This window comes from Bradyrhizobium sp. CIR18 (assembly GCF_014198295.1).
In the GTDB taxonomy this organism is placed as follows: domain Bacteria; phylum Pseudomonadota; class Alphaproteobacteria; order Rhizobiales; family Xanthobacteraceae; genus Bradyrhizobium.
In genome coordinates this window covers 112,300-126,757 of sequence record NZ_JACIHF010000004.1, presented here as the reverse complement: position 1 = coordinate 126,757, position 14,458 = coordinate 112,300, and the positions used below count along the sequence as shown (strand labels likewise).

The window sequence follows — 14,458 nt, the reverse complement described above, 5'->3', positions numbered from 1 at the left end:
TCATGAGCGCGCTCCAACATCAGCATGATCGTAAGACCGGCGAGGTGTGGGAGCGCCTTGCGATGGTGACGGATCCCGAGCTGGACGAGTCGGTTACCGAGCTCGGATTTGTCGAGCAAGTCTCCGTCGGTCATGACGACGGCGTCGAGATCGTCTTTCGTCTGCCGACCTATTGGTGTTCGGCGAACTTCGCCTTCCTGATGGCCGATGACATGCGCCGGGCGGTATCCTCGCTGCCGTGGGTTCGCGAGGCCCGTCCGCGGCTTCGGGATCACATGGTCGCCGAGGAGATCAACAAGGGTGTCCGCGAGGGCATGTCGTTTGGTGATGCGCTCAAGGACTTCGCGGCCGGCGGGTCGCTTGACGAGCTGCGGGAGAAATTTCGCCGCAAGGCATTCGAGCGGCGCCAGGAGACCATGATACTGGCATTGCGAGGGCTGGGTTATGAGGATCCGGCGATCTGCCGGATGGATCTGAGCACGTTTGACGCGATCAACTTCGACTCGGAGGAAATTGCCCGCCAGAAGCCGCGTTATCGAGAGCTTCTGGTCGAGCGGAACCTCGCCAATCTCGCCGGCGATCGCGCCTTTGTCACCTACGATGGATGCACCATCAAGCGACACGAAATGGTCCCGTATCTGCAGCGGTTGCGAGGCGTGCGTATCAACATGGAGTTCAACAGCTCCTTGTGCAGAGGGCTTCTTGCGGTCCGCTATCGCGAGGTCGATGGGGATCGGTCGAGCCAGACGCCCGGGCCATGCGGCGGCTGCGGCAGTGGTTGTGCCGCACAGTCAGTCGGGCCGACGGTCACAAAGACACATTCCGCCGCGCTTGTGTGAGGCTGGGCCGCTACACGAAGCGCCTGCGAGCGCCAATAGACGGAGCGGACAGCAAGCCCGCCCGAGCCGATGACCAAGAGACGACCACGTGGGAGTGAAGCGCAATGCCAAAAGTTCTGCTGCATGACATCGAAGCTCGCCGTGCTCTCGCGCGCGGGGTCCAGAAGCTCGCCGCCGCGGTCGAATCGACGCTCGGTCCGAAGGGCATGAACGCGATGGTGGATAGGCCGATCGGCACGCCCATCGTATCGCGAGACGGCGTGACCATCGCCTCCGAGATCGAACTGCCGGACCGGTTCGAGAACATGGGGGCACAGGTGGTGCGCGAGGTCTCGATGCAGACCAACGAAGTCGCCGGCGACGGTACGACGACGGCGATGGTGCTCGCGAACGGCCTCATTCAAGGCGGCGTTGTGGCCCTGGAGCGAGGCGCCAAGGCCGTCGATCTCTGCAAGGGGATCGACCGGGCCGTCGAGGTCGTGGTCGAGACCCTGAAGGGTGCGGCGGTCGCCGTAACGGATCGCAAGACCCTGCAGGCGGTGGCGACGATCGCATCGACCGACGCTCACCTGGGCGGTCTGATCGCCGAGGCGGTCGAGCGCGTTGGCAAGGACGGCATCATCAGTTCCGAATACGGGCTGACGACGAGCACGACGCTCGAGGTCGTCGAAGGCATGTCGTTCGACCGCGGCTACATTTCCCACCATATGGTGACGGACGTCGAGAAGATGGAAGTGGTGCTGGACCAGCCCTACATTCTCCTGACCGACCTGAAGATCAGGACGCCGGGCGAACTGTCACCGGTCCGCGCGATGGTGGCCGCGACCGGACGGCCGCTCGTCATCGTCGCTGAGGAGATCGCGCCGGAGGTCGTCGTCACGCTGCTGGGCGATGGCAACCGCGGCAAGGTGCTCGTGGTCAATCCACCAGACTACGGCCACTGGCGCAAGGCGATGATGGACGACCTCGCCATCATCACCGGCGGGCGGGTCATTGCCCGCGAGCTCGGCGGCAGGCTGGAGGAGATCGGCATCGGCGATCTCGGCACCGCGCGGCAGGTGCGGGCGAGTGCGCGTGAAACGGTCATCATACGCGGCGGTGGCGACGATGCGGCGATTGCGGCGCGGCGCCAGCAGGTGGCCAAGCAGCACGATCTGGCACCGCCCAACATCGAGCAGGACAAGCTCAAGGAGCGCCTCGCCAAATTGTCGGGCGGAACCGCGGTTATCTTTGCGGGGGGCGTCACGCCGGTCGAGCAGAAGCGCACGATCCAGCTGATCGACGATGCGCTGAGCGCAGCGCGGGCCGCGGCCGAGGAGGGCATCGTGCCCGGTGGTGGCACGGCATTGGCGCAGTGCGCGCCGGTGGTGGCGCGCACGCTCGGCAACATCAATGGCGATCTGGGTGAAGGCATCAGGCTGGTACGTGAGACCTTGTCGCGTCCTGCCGCCTTCATCGCGCGGAATGCGGGGCATGATGCGCAGAAAGTCGTGGCCGAGCTGCAAAGCTCGCGGACGGGTGTTGGATTCGACGCCGCAAACGGCGTTTTCATCGACATGGTTTCGGCCGGCATCGTCGACCCCGTCAGGGTGACGTATACCGCGCTTCGAAACGCAGCCTCCGTCGCCACGCTGGTCCTGACTACCAACACGCTGGTTGCGGACGTGCCGCAATACACCGATCCGACGCAGGGACCGGCGCTCGGCGGCGGAGCAGAGAAGCTTGGCCGCGCATGAGGCGTGTGCACGCACCTCGTGTTCCGCCGCACCGCTTCAGGCTTGAGCGGTCGGGATATCTTAGGTGACAACGATCCGGAACGCGGTACAATCTTGGAAGCTCCGGCATGAGCCGAAGGAGGCGTGTAACAAGCCTCCACGGACATCCGACTAGCCGGGCAGGAGGAAGCGGGACATGGCCTACATCATCTCCAAACGCGACGGTCCGCACCGCGAAGAGGTGGCGGCGAAGGACTTCCTTCAGAAGAACCGCACCACCATCAACTCGCTCGCCAATCATCTGACGCTCGGGCGTTGGCAGGAGTTGCGCAATCCGAAGCCTCCTTCACAGCCTGAGCCATCCGGCAAGCTCTGGTCCACGTCTCCGGCGCGGCCAAAGGAGCTCGAGCCCTATCTGCGGATCAGCTTTAATGGCCGCGTCGTGATCGCCGATCTCGCTTCGGGCCGGCAACTCCATTTTGTCGGCGAGCTGCGCGGCAGCGGCCGATCGCGCCGCTTCGCGCTGGCGACGCGCGAGAACGGGATCTTCGATCCGCTGGACGACGAGTTGTACAAGGTCCTGGTCGACCTGGAAGGCGTGAGCGTCCCCGATGAGACGTCGGAGGCGCAGCTGGAGCAGGTCATCTCAAATCGTCTCGGCTTGGACGCGATCGCCAGAAGCATCGAATAGTCTTCACGACCTGGACCTTGCGGGATATCGATCTCGATCGGGTCCGGCTCATGTCGTTTCTGCCGATCAAGCTGCTGTTTGCCCATTCAGATTTGGTGCCCCAATGCTGACGGAAACGTTCATGGCTAAGCCGCCGTTTTCCCTGGAAGGCTACAAAGTTCCGGACGCGACTGATGCGGAGCAGGGGCGGCCCTACGATGAACGAGAGACCAACAGGGCGTGGGAAAACTTCCTGACGTTCGGGGACGCGAAGCGCGAGAACGCGCTGGTGCGAGGCGTCATCGAGGAGTCGTGGCAGCGCAGCATCCAATCGGGCGTCGATGCCCGTTGCAAGGGTAGCGGTCTCATCGCCTCGCCGGACGATCTCTATGAGCTGCGTCTGAAGAACGACGACCTGCTCGGCTCCAGCGCTCAGACCTTTCGCCGGGTGGCGGATGTCCTCGGCGATGCGGCCACGATGTTGGTCATCACCGACAGGAACGGCGTCGTGCTCGATGTCGGGGGCGACCAGCGGACGATCGATGCGGGACACGATATTCGCCTCGAAGTCGGCGCCGACTGGGGAGAGACGGTGACCGGCACCAACGGCATTGGCACGGCGCTCGTCACGGGCAAGCCGGTCCATGTCCACGCGGCGGAGCACTTCTCCGAAGGCATCAAGGCCTGGACCTGCGTCGGCAGTCCCATTCGCAGCCCGATCGACGGCAGCATCATCGGCATCATCGATTTTTCCGGACCCCAGGCGATCTTTCACCGACACAACGTCGCATTGGCGGTGATCGCGGCCAACCATATCGAGCTTGCCCTTTCGGAAAAGATCCGGCTCGAGAGAATACTGCTCCTCGAGGCGAGCATCTCTCGAATGCCGGGGATGGGCAGTGCCGACGGCGTGGTGATCCTGGATCGCTTTGGTCGGGTCGTCCATCACAACGACATGGCGTCGGCTCGCTGGCGTCGGCTCGCGCAGTCTCGTGAGTTGAGCATTGGGTCACAGATTCTTCCAAGTCGCGAAGGCCTGTTGGGAAAAGACCTGGCCGAGGGGTTGCCCGAGGAGCTGCGTGAGCAGCGGATCGAGCCACTAATCGTCGACGGGGTCGTGAAAGGCGCAATGCTCGTGCTTGCTTCGAAGCCGCGGACAAATCCTGCTGCAGCCGAGATGTCGCCGACAACTCGCGCCGCCCTGATATCGGCAAAGGAAGCAATCGTCGGATGTAGCGAGGCATTGCTTGAGGTGGTGCAGAAAATTGAGCGGGCGGCGCTTGGCCGGACAGCAATCCTGCTCGAGGGCGAGACGGGCGTCGGCAAGGAACTCTTCGCCCGCTTGGTTCATGCCGCCAGTCAGAAGACCGGCAAGGAGCCTTTCGTTGCCTTCAATTGCGGTGCGGTTTCGAAAGAGTTGCTCGGCGGCGAATTGTTCGGGCATGCGCCGGGCGCCTATACCGGCGCTACGCGCGAGGGAAGGCCCGGGCGGTTCGAATTTGCCAATGGCGGCGTGCTCAGCTTGGACGAGATCGGCGAGATGCCGATGGACCTGCAACCTTACCTGCTCCGTGTGCTGGAAGAGCGCGCGGTGTACAGACTGGGTGACAGCAAGGCGCGCCCGGTGGACGTCAGGCTGGTGGCGTCGACCAATCGGAACCTGAAGCAGGAAGTGGCCGAGGGACGTTTCCGGAAAGATCTGTACTTCCGGATTGGTGTCGTCAAGTTCACCATTCCGCCGCTCCGCGACCGGTTGGGCGATGTCGAGATCTTGATCGATCACTTCAACAGGCAATTCGCTACGATCTACAGCACCCAGCCGCTGCGCTTCGAGGCGGCCACGATGGAGCTGCTGCGCCGCTATTCCTGGCCGGGAAACGTTCGCGAGCTGCGCAATCTGATTGAGAACCTGGTGCTGATGACGATAACCGGCATCGTCACGCCCAGGGACCTGCCAGAGGATTTCGTGGAGGTCACGCCGGCTCAACCTCCCTCGATGTCGGTGCAGTCGGAGAACGGCGCGACGGGATCGGAGGGCGACGAGATCGCGCGCTTTGACGAGATGGAGCGGCGTGCCATCGAGAGGGCCGTCGCAAACGCCGGCGGCAATATTGCGGCTGCCGCGGAAAAGCTGGGGCTCTCGCGCGCTACGCTGTACCGCAAATTGCACCAATACCGTTCCCGGACCTAGCGATCGGAGAGCCTTTCATGGCGGCTGTCTGGGATGAGCAAAAGGGCGGGAAAGGTCCGGCCCCCGCGGCGACGCTGGCCTCGCAGATCCTTGCGCGCGCTGACCGCGACGTCACTTTCGTGGTGCACCTGGTTGGCGAAAGCCAGAGTTTGCTGGTGCGGCATTTCATCTTGTTCATCGAGACCGAGCTCGCAAAGCGCGGCATGAGCTACGGCGTACATCCGCTGCTGCGGCCGTTCGTCGAAACGCATGCACGTGAGCTATCGGATTTCGTATTGCAGGGGATCGGCTTGCGGCATCAGTTCGGTCTTCAGGCCATCGAGACGATGACGGGCGATCCGGCGCGGTTGCTGAGGGTCGATCTGTGGGACTCGCTCCAATCTTACGTCAATGACGCGCAGCAACACTTCGTATCCGATGCCCGGGGTCTCCAGCGGATCCTTGATCAAATCGAGCCGAGCGCATGAGTGTCGATCCGGAGGTTCTTGTCGAGATGCTGAAGGAGCGGTTGCTCGTCGTTCAGCAGATGTCGGCCGCTCAATCGTGGAACCTTCTGAACCGTCAGCTTGCCGGTGGAGCAGAATTCGAGATTCAGAGGATTGAGCAGGAGATCGCGGCGACGGGCGATTCGCATGCATTCGGCCACGTTATCGAGGAAGCGCACGAGCGCTTGAAGGAAGCAAGGGCCGGAATGGCAACATGCGACGCCCAATGCGCCGCGCTGGAACGACGCCTTGAAGAACTCGACAGGTGTATTGCGACCGGCAGGTGAGACGACCGATGGACACGATGGAAGCTGAGACGGCTACGCTCTATGACTTGCTTGGTCGGCATTGGACCATGGGGGCGCCGGTTACGAACGCGGCGTTCGACGCTGCGGGACAGGCAGTGGCGTTCGCGCTTGCCGATGGCTCTCTGGCCATCGCTCCGCTGGCCGACAGCGAACCGCCGAAAGACCGTTATCGTATGGCCTTGGACGGCGGCCGATCGACGATCTCACCGCGGCGGAATCCGGTCCCGCCATTGACGAAAGTCGTCATCAGCGATGCTTCACTTCATCTCGCCTCGATCGAGCCGGAGGGCTTCATCGCAAGCGATGGCAGTCAGTTGCTGCACGTGTCGGCATCCGGCGTCACGCGACAGGCCGCAAAATTAGCGGCCCCGATCGATCTCGTTGCCCCGGTGCATGCCGGCGGTATTCTGGCGGCTTCCGACGGGTCGGTCATATACTGCGATTCCAACGGCGACGTCGGATGGCTTCAGGAGCGTGCGGGAGGGCGTTCATCCGCGATCGCCGTCTCGCCAGACGGTCGGAGCTTCGCGATAGGAGCTGACGGTTGTCTGCTTGTGCGTGCCTTCGGACCCCGACCTGAGCCCACCGCTACAATGGCTTTCGGCTTCATCTCCAGCTTGGCATGGAGTCCCGATGGAAGCTGGCTGGCAATGTCCGTCGCCGAAGGAGGTATCGCATTGCTGCGCCTTTCCGATGCGCGCGCCGCTCGGATTCCGAGCTATCCTGCAAGCGTCCGGTCTCTTTCGTGGAGTGCAGACTCCCGCGTTCTTGTGACGAGCGGAGCCTACCGCATGATCGCATGGGACGTTTCCAGTCTCGACGACGGTGGCGAACAGCCGAAGAGCGTTGGCACCGGCCGCGGTGGCTTCGTCCTTGTCGAGGCAGTGGACATGCATCCGGGACGTCCGTTGGTTGCGGCAGGATACAGCGACGGCAGGGTCGTCGTTGCCAGGATCGGCGAACCCGACGAACTGGTCGTCAAACCGCCGGGCCGGAGCGCGGTCCAAACCGTCTGCTGGTCCGACGACGGCCAGCATCTTGCCATCGGGACATATGGCGGCGAGGCGGCAATCGTGACGTTTCCGCCGCAAATCTTCAAGTAACGGCGAGCTGGGCGACGAGCCTTGCCGCGAGCTCCAGGAGCAAGTTCATGACAGCCACCGAAGCGCGAAGCGAAGCCACAAGCAAGGATCACTTCTTCAAGGAACTGGCGGAGCTCTCCGAGCGCATGATTGCCGCGCACGGAAAGGAGTTTTCGATGGGGGCCTTGGTGTTGGCGGCGAGGTTCATCGCCGAAAACAAGCCCTTCGAGAGTAGCGCAACAACGCAGTGACAGGTCATCTAACTGCACGCGAAATCTAATCGAAGGGTCAAGGGGGCAGCATGTTGAAGGGGCTTATTCGGGACAACGAACTCGTCCACAAGGCCGAGTGGCTCGAGACGCTGTCGCTGCATTGTGGCATCGGATTGTGGGATGCGATCCTATATGAGGGGGATGCGATGCACGCCAAGGCGCGGTGGACCTGGTCGAGCGAATTCCGGCGCTTGTGCGGGTACAAGACGGAAGCCGAATTTCCCAACGTCGCGGACAGCTTCGCACGCGCCTCGCGGCTATACTAATCTCACGGAAATAGTATAACGGGAATGGACCGCAAGAGGACCAGGTAACAGATTGAAATCGCAAGACTATCGCTTTTCCGTCGCCCCCATGATGGATTGGAGCGACCGGCACTGCCGGGTGTTCCACCGCCACCTGACGCGGCGGGCGCTGCTCTATACGGAAATGGTGACGACCGGCGCTGTGATTCATGGCGACCGTGAGCGGCTGCTCGGGTTCGATGCGGTCGAGCATCCGGTGGCGCTTCAGCTTGGCGGCTCGGATCCGCGCGAACTGGCGCAAGCTGCACGGATCGGCGAGACGTTCGGCTATGACGAGATCAACCTCAATGTCGGCTGCCCGTCGGACCGCGTGAAGGATGGCCGCTTCGGCGCCTGCCTCATGGCGGAGCCGGAACTCGTGGCGAGGTGCGTCGAGGCGATGAAACGCGCTGTCGCGGTTCCCGTCACGGTGAAGTGCCGCATCGGCATCGACGACCAGGATCCGGAAGTCGCCCTTGATGCGCTTGCGCGCGCGGTGGTCGCCTCCGGCTGCGACGCACTGATCGTGCATGCCCGCAAGGCCTGGCTCAACGGGTTGTCTCCGAAGGAGAACCGCGACATCCCGCCGCTCGACTATGAGCGCGTCTATCGGCTCAAGCGCGCAATGCCTGACGTGCCTGTCATCATCAACGGCGGCATTCGAGGCCTCGACGAAGCGAGAGCACATCTCGAACATGTCGATGGCGTAATGCTCGGCCGCGCCGCCTATCAGGACCCGTGGCGGCTGCTCGGCGTCGATCACGAAATCTTCGGCGAGGCGACGTCGCACGCGACCATGCAGGACGCGCTCGAGGCGATGATGCCCTATATCGAGCAGCAGCTCGCGCGCGGCACGCGGCTGCATGCGATCACACGGCATTTCGTCGGCGCATTCCACGCCGTGCCCGGCGCGCGGGCCTTCCGCCGCCATCTGGCCGAGCAGGGGGTGAAAGCAGGCGCCGGTCCCGAGGTGCTGCGCGATGCGATCGCGCGCGTCGGTGCGCGCGCTCCTGCGGAGGAAGCCGCGGCCTAGTCGCATTCCTGCGGGTTCAGAGGCCGATGAGTTGACGCGCCACCGCTTGACGGACGGCCGGACCGACTCTGGCGGATTGCGCGATGTTGCCCTTCTGCCGGTATTTTGCCCGACGTGTCACCAATATCCTTGCCCCGACGCATCCAATAACTCCGGGGAGGCGCCCATCGTTGTCCCGCGTAAGTCCTTGATCGCACAAGCATCGGCTACTGTGCATGGGGTTGTTTTCGCGTTTTCTGTTCGCCGCACCAACCGGCATGCACGCATCGCGCAGGGATTAAGTCGCGGCCCGTGTGAAGCGAGGTCGTTGGCGCCTGCGACGGTTCTTGCGGATGGTCTAGTCGAGCGCCGTACGCGAGCGGCGATGGCTGCTCTGAAGCTCGGGATAGCCGGTCAGCATCAGCTTGTCGGCGCGAACCCCCCAGCTCTCCAGGCGGTCGAGGAAGCTCATGCCGAGCAAATTGGTCTTCATCTGCCCGCGCTGGACGACGAGGGCCGGCACCGATTTTTCGACGAGATGGCCGACGGAGAGACGGTCGAGCGTGAGGCGGGCTGCCTTGGTATGGCCGCCCGCGGTTTCGAGGTCGACATCGTATTCGAGCATCTCGAGCGGCAGCCCGATGGCTTTCGCGGTCTCCCAGGTCAGCACCACCGACGTCGCGCCGGTATCGATCACCATTGGCGCCGCGACACCGTTGATCTTCGCACGCAGCGCGAATTCGCCGCCCTGGCCGCGCGGGATCTGGACGGCAGGCGCGGGCGTTGCCGTCTGCGCGCGAAAGATGTGGGAGACCTTGTGGCTGGCGCGCGCGATCTGATCGGGATCGCCATAGGCGACGACCGCGCCCGCCGTGCCGGCAAGCATGACGAGAACAAGCAGGAAGCGGATCATCGCGCGCCTCCGCAGGCGGGCAGGCCGGTCAGGTGCGTTTCGGCGATGCCGCGATCGGCGCCAGTCCGGCTTCCGTCATGCGTGCCGGCAACAGCGCCATGACCGCGAGCCGGTCCGCGCTTTCCATGGCGTGCCAGCGCGCGATCTCGGGCAAGGTCCGGCCGCAGCCGAAGCACAGCTTGGTCCTGGGATCGATCATGCAGACGGCGACGCACGGCGTTTCTTTGCTCATTCGGACATAGTGGGGGATTGTCGGGCATGTCTGCAAGCATCTGGTTTAAGAGCCTGTGCCTGCGCTCATGATCGGCTTGTGGCGCGGCCGGCGCTTCTCCTCGGGCAGTACGGAACTCTCGGGCTGGAGCGGCGGGGAATCATCCGACAGCGGCGCCAGCGCGCTCATCACGCGCTCCGGCGGGAAGGTGACGATCACCTCGGTGCCGATGCGCAACTTCGATTTCAGCGTGAACGTGCCGCCATGGAGGTCGATCAGATTCTTGGCGATCGGCAGGCCGAGACCGGCGCCCTGTTCGGCGGACTTGATCGAGTTGGAGCCCTGGCCGAACGAGGCGAGCACGACCGGGATCTCGTCCTCAGGGATTCCGGAGCCGGAATCCCGCACCGAGAGATATTGTCCGCCCGAGGCGGTCCATCCCGCCTTGAGCCAGATCTCGCCGCCTTGCGGGGTGAACTTGATCGAGTTGGAGAGCAGGTTGAGCACGACCTGGCGGATCGCGCGCTCGTCGGCCCACAGCCGCGGCATGGCCTGCTCGAACACCTCGTGGATGGTGATGCCACGGCTGGAGGCGCGCAGCTTCATCAGGTGATGGCAGTCGGCGACGATGCCGACCAGCGACACCGCTTCCTCGTTGAGCTCGTAGCGGCCGGCCTCGATCCGCGACAGGTCGAGGATCTCGTTGATGAGGTTGAGCAGGTGCACGCCGGAATTATGGATGTCCGCCGAGTACTCCTTGTAGACCGGCACGGCATGGGCGCCAAAAATCTCGCTCTTCATCACCTCGGAGAAGCCGAGGATGGCGTTCAGCGGCGTGCGCAGCTCGTGGCTCATCTGCGCAAGGAAGCGCGACTTGGCGACGTTGGCGGATTCGGCGCGGTGGCGTGCTTCGTCCGAGATCGCCTTGGCCTGTTCGAGCTCGCCGATCAGCGCGTCCTTCTCGGCGCGCGCTTCCAGCGTGGCGAAGGTGGAGGAGTGCAGGCGGTGCGCCAGCAGCACGAAATAGCCTTCGGCGGCGAGCGCGAGCGCGGCCAGAATGTAATTGTCCAGCGAGCCGGTCATCACGAAGCTCAGCGCCATGGCGACCGCGACCGGCGCGGTGGCGGCGAGGGCTGCGATCGGCAGATTGGCGGCGAGCATGCTCGACACTGCGATCACCAGCAGCATCACGAACATCATCAGCGTTTCCGTGACCATGTCGAGCACGGGATGGATCAGGATCGCCATCCAGCACAGGCCATAGAGCAGGTCGAGCACGACGAAGCGCGTCCGCCAGGCGCGCGTCGCCGCGGGCGAGGCGGGCTCGGTCAGGAAGCGCCGGCAACTGCGGGTCATGGCGCTGTGGATGCAGAGCATGCCGGCGGTCCAGGCCGCGGCTGGGATCGGCTGCATCCACAGGCCGAACAGCACGCCGGTCGCGACCACCAGCAGCATCACGACATAGGAAGCCGACAGTCGCGTCTGAGCGTATTGACGCAGCATCTCGGCGTCGAAGGACGGCCGGGTTCCGCTGGTCGAAGTTAACTTGTCCCGCGCCTCGCGCACCCGCTGCGCCGCAGCCCTTCGGCTGCTCGCCGATGGAGCGCTCACCGGCTCGGCCGGAAGCTGCACAACCTCAGGCTTTTCAGCGGGGTTACTCATCAAGCAACACGATTCCTGCCCACGCCGGACGCGGGCCTTCTGCATTGTCTATCTCTGGCAACAAATCCTTAAGAGGTGACTTAAGGAGCTAAAGAATTACGTTAACCCGGCGTTAATTTCCGGCCGGTTCGGCCTCGTTCCGCGGTCGCGTCACCTGAAGAAGACGAGCGTAACCAATGCGAATACGGGCAGCAGCAGCGCGGAGCTCCAAGCCATGTAACCGAAGAAGCCCGGCATTGCGATGCCGCCGGATCGCGCGATCGCGTAAACCATGAAGTTGGGCGCGTTGCCGATGTAGGAGTTTGCGCCCATGAACACGGCACCTGCAGAGATCGCGGCAAGGGTCAAGGCGCCATTCGTCATCAGATGCTGGGCGTCGCCTCCCGCAAGCTCAAAGAAGACCAGATAGGTCGGTGCATTGTCGAGGAAGGATGAGAGCAGGCCGGTCAACCAGAAATATGCGGCATTGTTCGGCGTGCCGTCGGCGTTGGTGACCATGTTCACGACGGAGGAAAACGCGCCGGATCGGCCCGCGTTGAGAATCGCAAGCACGGGAATGATGGTGATGAAGATGGCGGCGAATAGCTTGGCCACTTCGACCATGGGGCCCCAGGAGAAGCCGTTCGCGTCGTGATCCTCTTTTGACGTGGCAGCTAGTGATACGAACACGACGCCGATCATGACTGCATCGCGGAGCAGGTTCTGCACTTGAAGGTGCGTGCCGAGAATGTCGAACCCGCCGAGGTCGAACTTGGCGCTGAACAGGATCGCAGCGATGATGACGCCCATCAGAACGAAATTGAGGCCGCCGCTGATCCGCAAGGGATTGTCGGGAGTTGGGTCGGGTTTGACGCGGCCTTCCTTGCGATACAGATAGGCATCGATGCAAAAGAAGAGGGCGAGCAGAATCCAGGCCGCGAACGTGGTCTGAGGGAACAGATGTGTCGTCGTCCAGAAGAAGTCCACGCCGCGCAGGAACCCCAGAAATAGCGGCGGATCACCCAAAGGCGAGAGTGAGCCGCCGATGTTGGACACTAGAAAGATGAAGAAGATGACGACGTGCGCGTTATGGCGGCGGTCGTCGTTCGCGCGGATCACCGGCCGGATCATGACCATCGACGCGCCGGTCGTGCCGATGACGCTCGCAATCAGAGTGCCGATGGCGAGCAGCAGTGTATTCAGAACCGGGGAACCGTGAAGATTGCCACGCACCACGATTCCGCCGGCGACGGTGAACAGGGCGAGGAGCAGCAGAATGAACGGGATATATTCCAGCAGCGCGGTATGAACGAGCGCCTGGACGGTTGGAAGCGGGCCGTACCAGACTGCAAGCGGCAGCACGATCAGGGCAGCCCACATCGCGGCGATCTTGCCCTGGTGGTGCTCCCAGAAGTGGGGCGCTGCGAGCGGGAATATCGCGATCGACAGCAGCATGCCGGCAAACGGGAGCGCCCATTGTGGGCGAAGGCTGGCGCCATCGAGCGATGCGGCCAGCGCCTGTGAAGGTGATGCGGCCAGAAGGAGGACGGCACCGAAGAGCAGGCTGGTCATGAGGCGAGAGCGCCGCCGATGGGTCCCATGCCCGGCGACCTCGGTGCGTCCCCGTCGAAGCTCCGGCGCGACGCCGACACGGGCAGGGACCAGAATGGCGGCGATTACGCTAAGCAAGGCTTCCCCCGAACGCTATAGTTGTTTCGGCTCGCCCGCTTAACCGAAACATCGTCGCGACCGAGGTCGCGCCGATGCCCGGATGCTGCGCGACCGCCGATGAGGCCGCAGCAGAGCGTCAGCGTTGCAGACGCGCGAGCAGGCTCGACGTATCCCAGCGCTTGCCGCCCATCTTTTCGACCTCGGCGTAGAACTGGTCCACGAGTGCCGTCACCGGCAGCGTGGCGCCGTTGCGGCGGGCTTCAGCCAGAGAGATCGAGAGGTCCTTGCGCATCCATTCGACAGCGAAGCCGAAATCGTACTTGTCGTCGTTCATGGTCTTGTAGCGGTTTTCCATCTGCCACGACTGCGCGGCGCCCTTGGAGATGGTCTCGATCACCGCGGCGACGTCGAGGCCGCTCTTCTTGGCGAAGTGGATACCCTCGGAGAGACCCTGCACCAGACCGGCGATGCAGATCTGGTTGACCATTTTCGTCAGTTGGCCGCTTCCGGCGGGCCCGAGCAGCTTGCACATCCGCGCATAGGCGCCCGTGATGATTGGCTCGGTGCCGGAATAGGCATCCTGCGCGCCGCCGCACATCACCGTCAGCACGCCGTTCTCCGCGCCGGCCTGGCCGCCAGAGACCGGTGCATCGACGAATTTGAAGCCGGCCTTGGTGGCGGCTGCGTCCAGCTCGCGTGCGACCTCGGCGGAGGCGGTGGTGTGATCGACGAAGGTCGCCCCCTTCTTCATGCCGGCGAAGGCGCCGTCGGCGCCGATCGTGACCGCGCGCAGATCATTGTCGTTGCCGACGCAGCACATCACGAAATCCTGGCCTTCGGCGGCGGCCTTCGGGGTCGCCGCGGTCTTGCCGCCGAACTTGTCCGCCCATTCCTTCGCCTTGGCCGCCGTGCGGTTGTAGACGGTGACCTCATGGCCCCCTTTTTTCACGAGGTGTCCGGCCATGGGGAAGCCCATGACGCCGAGACCGAGGAAAGCGATTTTAGCCATGTGTGGTACCTTGTCCGTAGCTTGAGTTTTACGGTTGTATCCGGGCGATGGCGCCTGGCGGCGCCCTCGGAGTTCCGCTGCGGGGCGGACCGGAGGCGCACCATAAACCGTTAAGGGCGGAGGGCAACGGCTTCGTTTGGCGCCCCCCTGTGCTA

General features: G+C 63.6%; 15 protein-coding genes. 10 read left to right on the top strand and 5 right to left on the bottom strand.

The annotated features are described in order from the left end of the window. Positions 1–2 precede the first annotated feature (2 nt). From GGD65_RS16485 to dusA, 10 genes are all read left to right on the top strand, one after another. Positions 3–839, top strand: a complete 837-nt coding sequence (locus GGD65_RS16485) for a metal-sulfur cluster assembly factor (RefSeq protein ID WP_183235926.1) — start codon at positions 3–5, stop codon at positions 837–839. A gap of 104 nt (positions 840–943) precedes the next feature. Next, a complete protein-coding gene (locus GGD65_RS16480) occupies positions 944–2,575 on the top strand; it encodes a molecular chaperone GroEL (protein ID WP_183235925.1) in 1,632 nt (543 codons plus the stop codon). A 175-nt stretch (positions 2,576–2,750) separates the two neighbouring features. Next, on the top strand, positions 2,751–3,245 hold the full coding sequence (locus tag GGD65_RS16475) for a hypothetical protein (protein WP_183235924.1): 495 nt from the start codon (positions 2,751–2,753) through the stop codon (positions 3,243–3,245). Between the two features lie 103 nt (positions 3,246–3,348). Next, the gene (locus GGD65_RS16470) at positions 3,349–5,415 is read left to right on the top strand and encodes a sigma-54-dependent Fis family transcriptional regulator (protein WP_018319962.1); all 2,067 of its coding nucleotides are present in this window, start codon (positions 3,349–3,351) and stop codon (positions 5,413–5,415) included. Positions 5,416–5,432: 17 nt separating this feature from the next. Further along, entirely contained in the window at positions 5,433–5,882 is a 450-nt protein-coding gene (locus GGD65_RS16465; protein WP_018319963.1) for a hypothetical protein, read from the top strand. Beyond that, a complete protein-coding gene (locus GGD65_RS16460; RefSeq protein WP_018319964.1) occupies positions 5,879–6,187 on the top strand; it encodes a hypothetical protein in 309 nt (102 codons plus the stop codon). The genes GGD65_RS16465 and GGD65_RS16460 overlap by 4 nt, the downstream gene beginning before the upstream one ends. Before the next feature lie 8 nt (positions 6,188–6,195). Further along, positions 6,196–7,311, top strand: a complete 1,116-nt coding sequence (locus GGD65_RS16455) for a WD40 repeat domain-containing protein (RefSeq protein WP_246783301.1) — start codon at positions 6,196–6,198, stop codon at positions 7,309–7,311. 47 nt (positions 7,312–7,358) lie between these two features. Beyond that, positions 7,359–7,541: a hypothetical protein gene (locus GGD65_RS16450; protein WP_092252105.1), complete on the top strand. Its 183-nt coding sequence runs from the start codon at positions 7,359–7,361 to the stop codon at positions 7,539–7,541. A gap of 50 nt (positions 7,542–7,591) precedes the next feature. Next, the gene (locus GGD65_RS16445; RefSeq protein ID WP_246783300.1) at positions 7,592–7,828 is read left to right on the top strand and encodes a hypothetical protein; all 237 of its coding nucleotides are present in this window, start codon (positions 7,592–7,594) and stop codon (positions 7,826–7,828) included. A gap of 52 nt (positions 7,829–7,880) precedes the next feature. After that, positions 7,881–8,879 carry a tRNA dihydrouridine(20/20a) synthase DusA gene (dusA, locus tag GGD65_RS16440; RefSeq protein ID WP_183235923.1) on the top strand — a complete coding sequence of 333 codons (999 nt, stop codon included), beginning with the start codon at positions 7,881–7,883 and terminating at the stop codon, positions 8,877–8,879. Positions 8,880–9,216: 337 nt separating this feature from the next. Here dusA and GGD65_RS16435 read toward each other — a convergent pair whose 3' ends face one another. The 5 genes from GGD65_RS16435 to GGD65_RS16415 all read right to left on the bottom strand — a co-directional run bounded on the left by GGD65_RS16435 (position 9,217) and on the right by GGD65_RS16415 (position 14,303). Then, positions 9,217–9,771: a TIGR02281 family clan AA aspartic protease gene (locus tag GGD65_RS16435; RefSeq protein WP_018319969.1), complete on the bottom strand. Its 555-nt coding sequence runs from the start codon at positions 9,769–9,771 to the stop codon at positions 9,217–9,219. A 28-nt stretch (positions 9,772–9,799) separates the two neighbouring features. Further along, on the bottom strand, positions 9,800–10,003 hold the full coding sequence (locus GGD65_RS16430) for a DUF1289 domain-containing protein (RefSeq protein ID WP_026202286.1): 204 nt from the start codon (positions 10,001–10,003) through the stop codon (positions 9,800–9,802). A gap of 45 nt (positions 10,004–10,048) precedes the next feature. Continuing rightward, complete coding sequence (locus GGD65_RS16425) at positions 10,049–11,644, bottom strand: HAMP domain-containing sensor histidine kinase (RefSeq protein WP_183235922.1); 1,596 nt, start codon at positions 11,642–11,644, stop codon at positions 10,049–10,051. 150 nt (positions 11,645–11,794) lie between these two features. After that, complete coding sequence (locus tag GGD65_RS16420; protein WP_183235921.1) at positions 11,795–13,195, bottom strand: sodium:proton antiporter; 1,401 nt, start codon at positions 13,193–13,195, stop codon at positions 11,795–11,797. A gap of 235 nt (positions 13,196–13,430) precedes the next feature. Then, positions 13,431–14,303, bottom strand: a complete 873-nt coding sequence (locus GGD65_RS16415) for an NAD(P)-dependent oxidoreductase (protein ID WP_183235920.1) — start codon at positions 14,301–14,303, stop codon at positions 13,431–13,433. Positions 14,304–14,458 lie beyond the last annotated feature (155 nt).

Excerpts from the sequence above, each read along its gene's own strand:
- GGD65_RS16470 (WP_018319962.1), top strand. The coding sequence starts at position 3,349 with ATGCTGACGGAAACGTTCATGGCTAAGCCGCCGTTTTCCCTGGAAGGC.
- GGD65_RS16485 (WP_183235926.1), top strand. The coding sequence starts at position 3 with ATGAGCGCGCTCCAACATCAGCATGATCGTAAGACCGGCGAGGTGTGG.
- GGD65_RS16445 (WP_246783300.1), top strand. The coding sequence starts at position 7,592 with ATGTTGAAGGGGCTTATTCGGGACAACGAACTCGTCCACAAGGCCGAG.
- GGD65_RS16475 (WP_183235924.1), top strand. The coding sequence starts at position 2,751 with ATGGCCTACATCATCTCCAAACGCGACGGTCCGCACCGCGAAGAGGTG.
- GGD65_RS16430 (WP_026202286.1), bottom strand. The coding sequence starts at position 10,003 with ATGAGCAAAGAAACGCCGTGCGTCGCCGTCTGCATGATCGATCCCAGG.
- GGD65_RS16460 (WP_018319964.1), top strand. The coding sequence starts at position 5,879 with ATGAGTGTCGATCCGGAGGTTCTTGTCGAGATGCTGAAGGAGCGGTTG.
- GGD65_RS16425 (WP_183235922.1), bottom strand. The coding sequence starts at position 11,644 with ATGAGTAACCCCGCTGAAAAGCCTGAGGTTGTGCAGCTTCCGGCCGAG.
- GGD65_RS16420 (WP_183235921.1), bottom strand. The coding sequence starts at position 13,195 with ATGACCAGCCTGCTCTTCGGTGCCGTCCTCCTTCTGGCCGCATCACCT.
- GGD65_RS16465 (WP_018319963.1), top strand. The coding sequence starts at position 5,433 with ATGGCGGCTGTCTGGGATGAGCAAAAGGGCGGGAAAGGTCCGGCCCCC.
- GGD65_RS16450 (WP_092252105.1), top strand. The coding sequence starts at position 7,359 with ATGACAGCCACCGAAGCGCGAAGCGAAGCCACAAGCAAGGATCACTTC.
- GGD65_RS16480 (WP_183235925.1), top strand. The coding sequence starts at position 944 with ATGCCAAAAGTTCTGCTGCATGACATCGAAGCTCGCCGTGCTCTCGCG.
- GGD65_RS16455 (WP_246783301.1), top strand. The coding sequence starts at position 6,196 with ATGGACACGATGGAAGCTGAGACGGCTACGCTCTATGACTTGCTTGGT.
- GGD65_RS16435 (WP_018319969.1), bottom strand. The coding sequence starts at position 9,771 with ATGATCCGCTTCCTGCTTGTTCTCGTCATGCTTGCCGGCACGGCGGGC.
- GGD65_RS16415 (WP_183235920.1), bottom strand. The coding sequence starts at position 14,303 with ATGGCTAAAATCGCTTTCCTCGGTCTCGGCGTCATGGGCTTCCCCATG.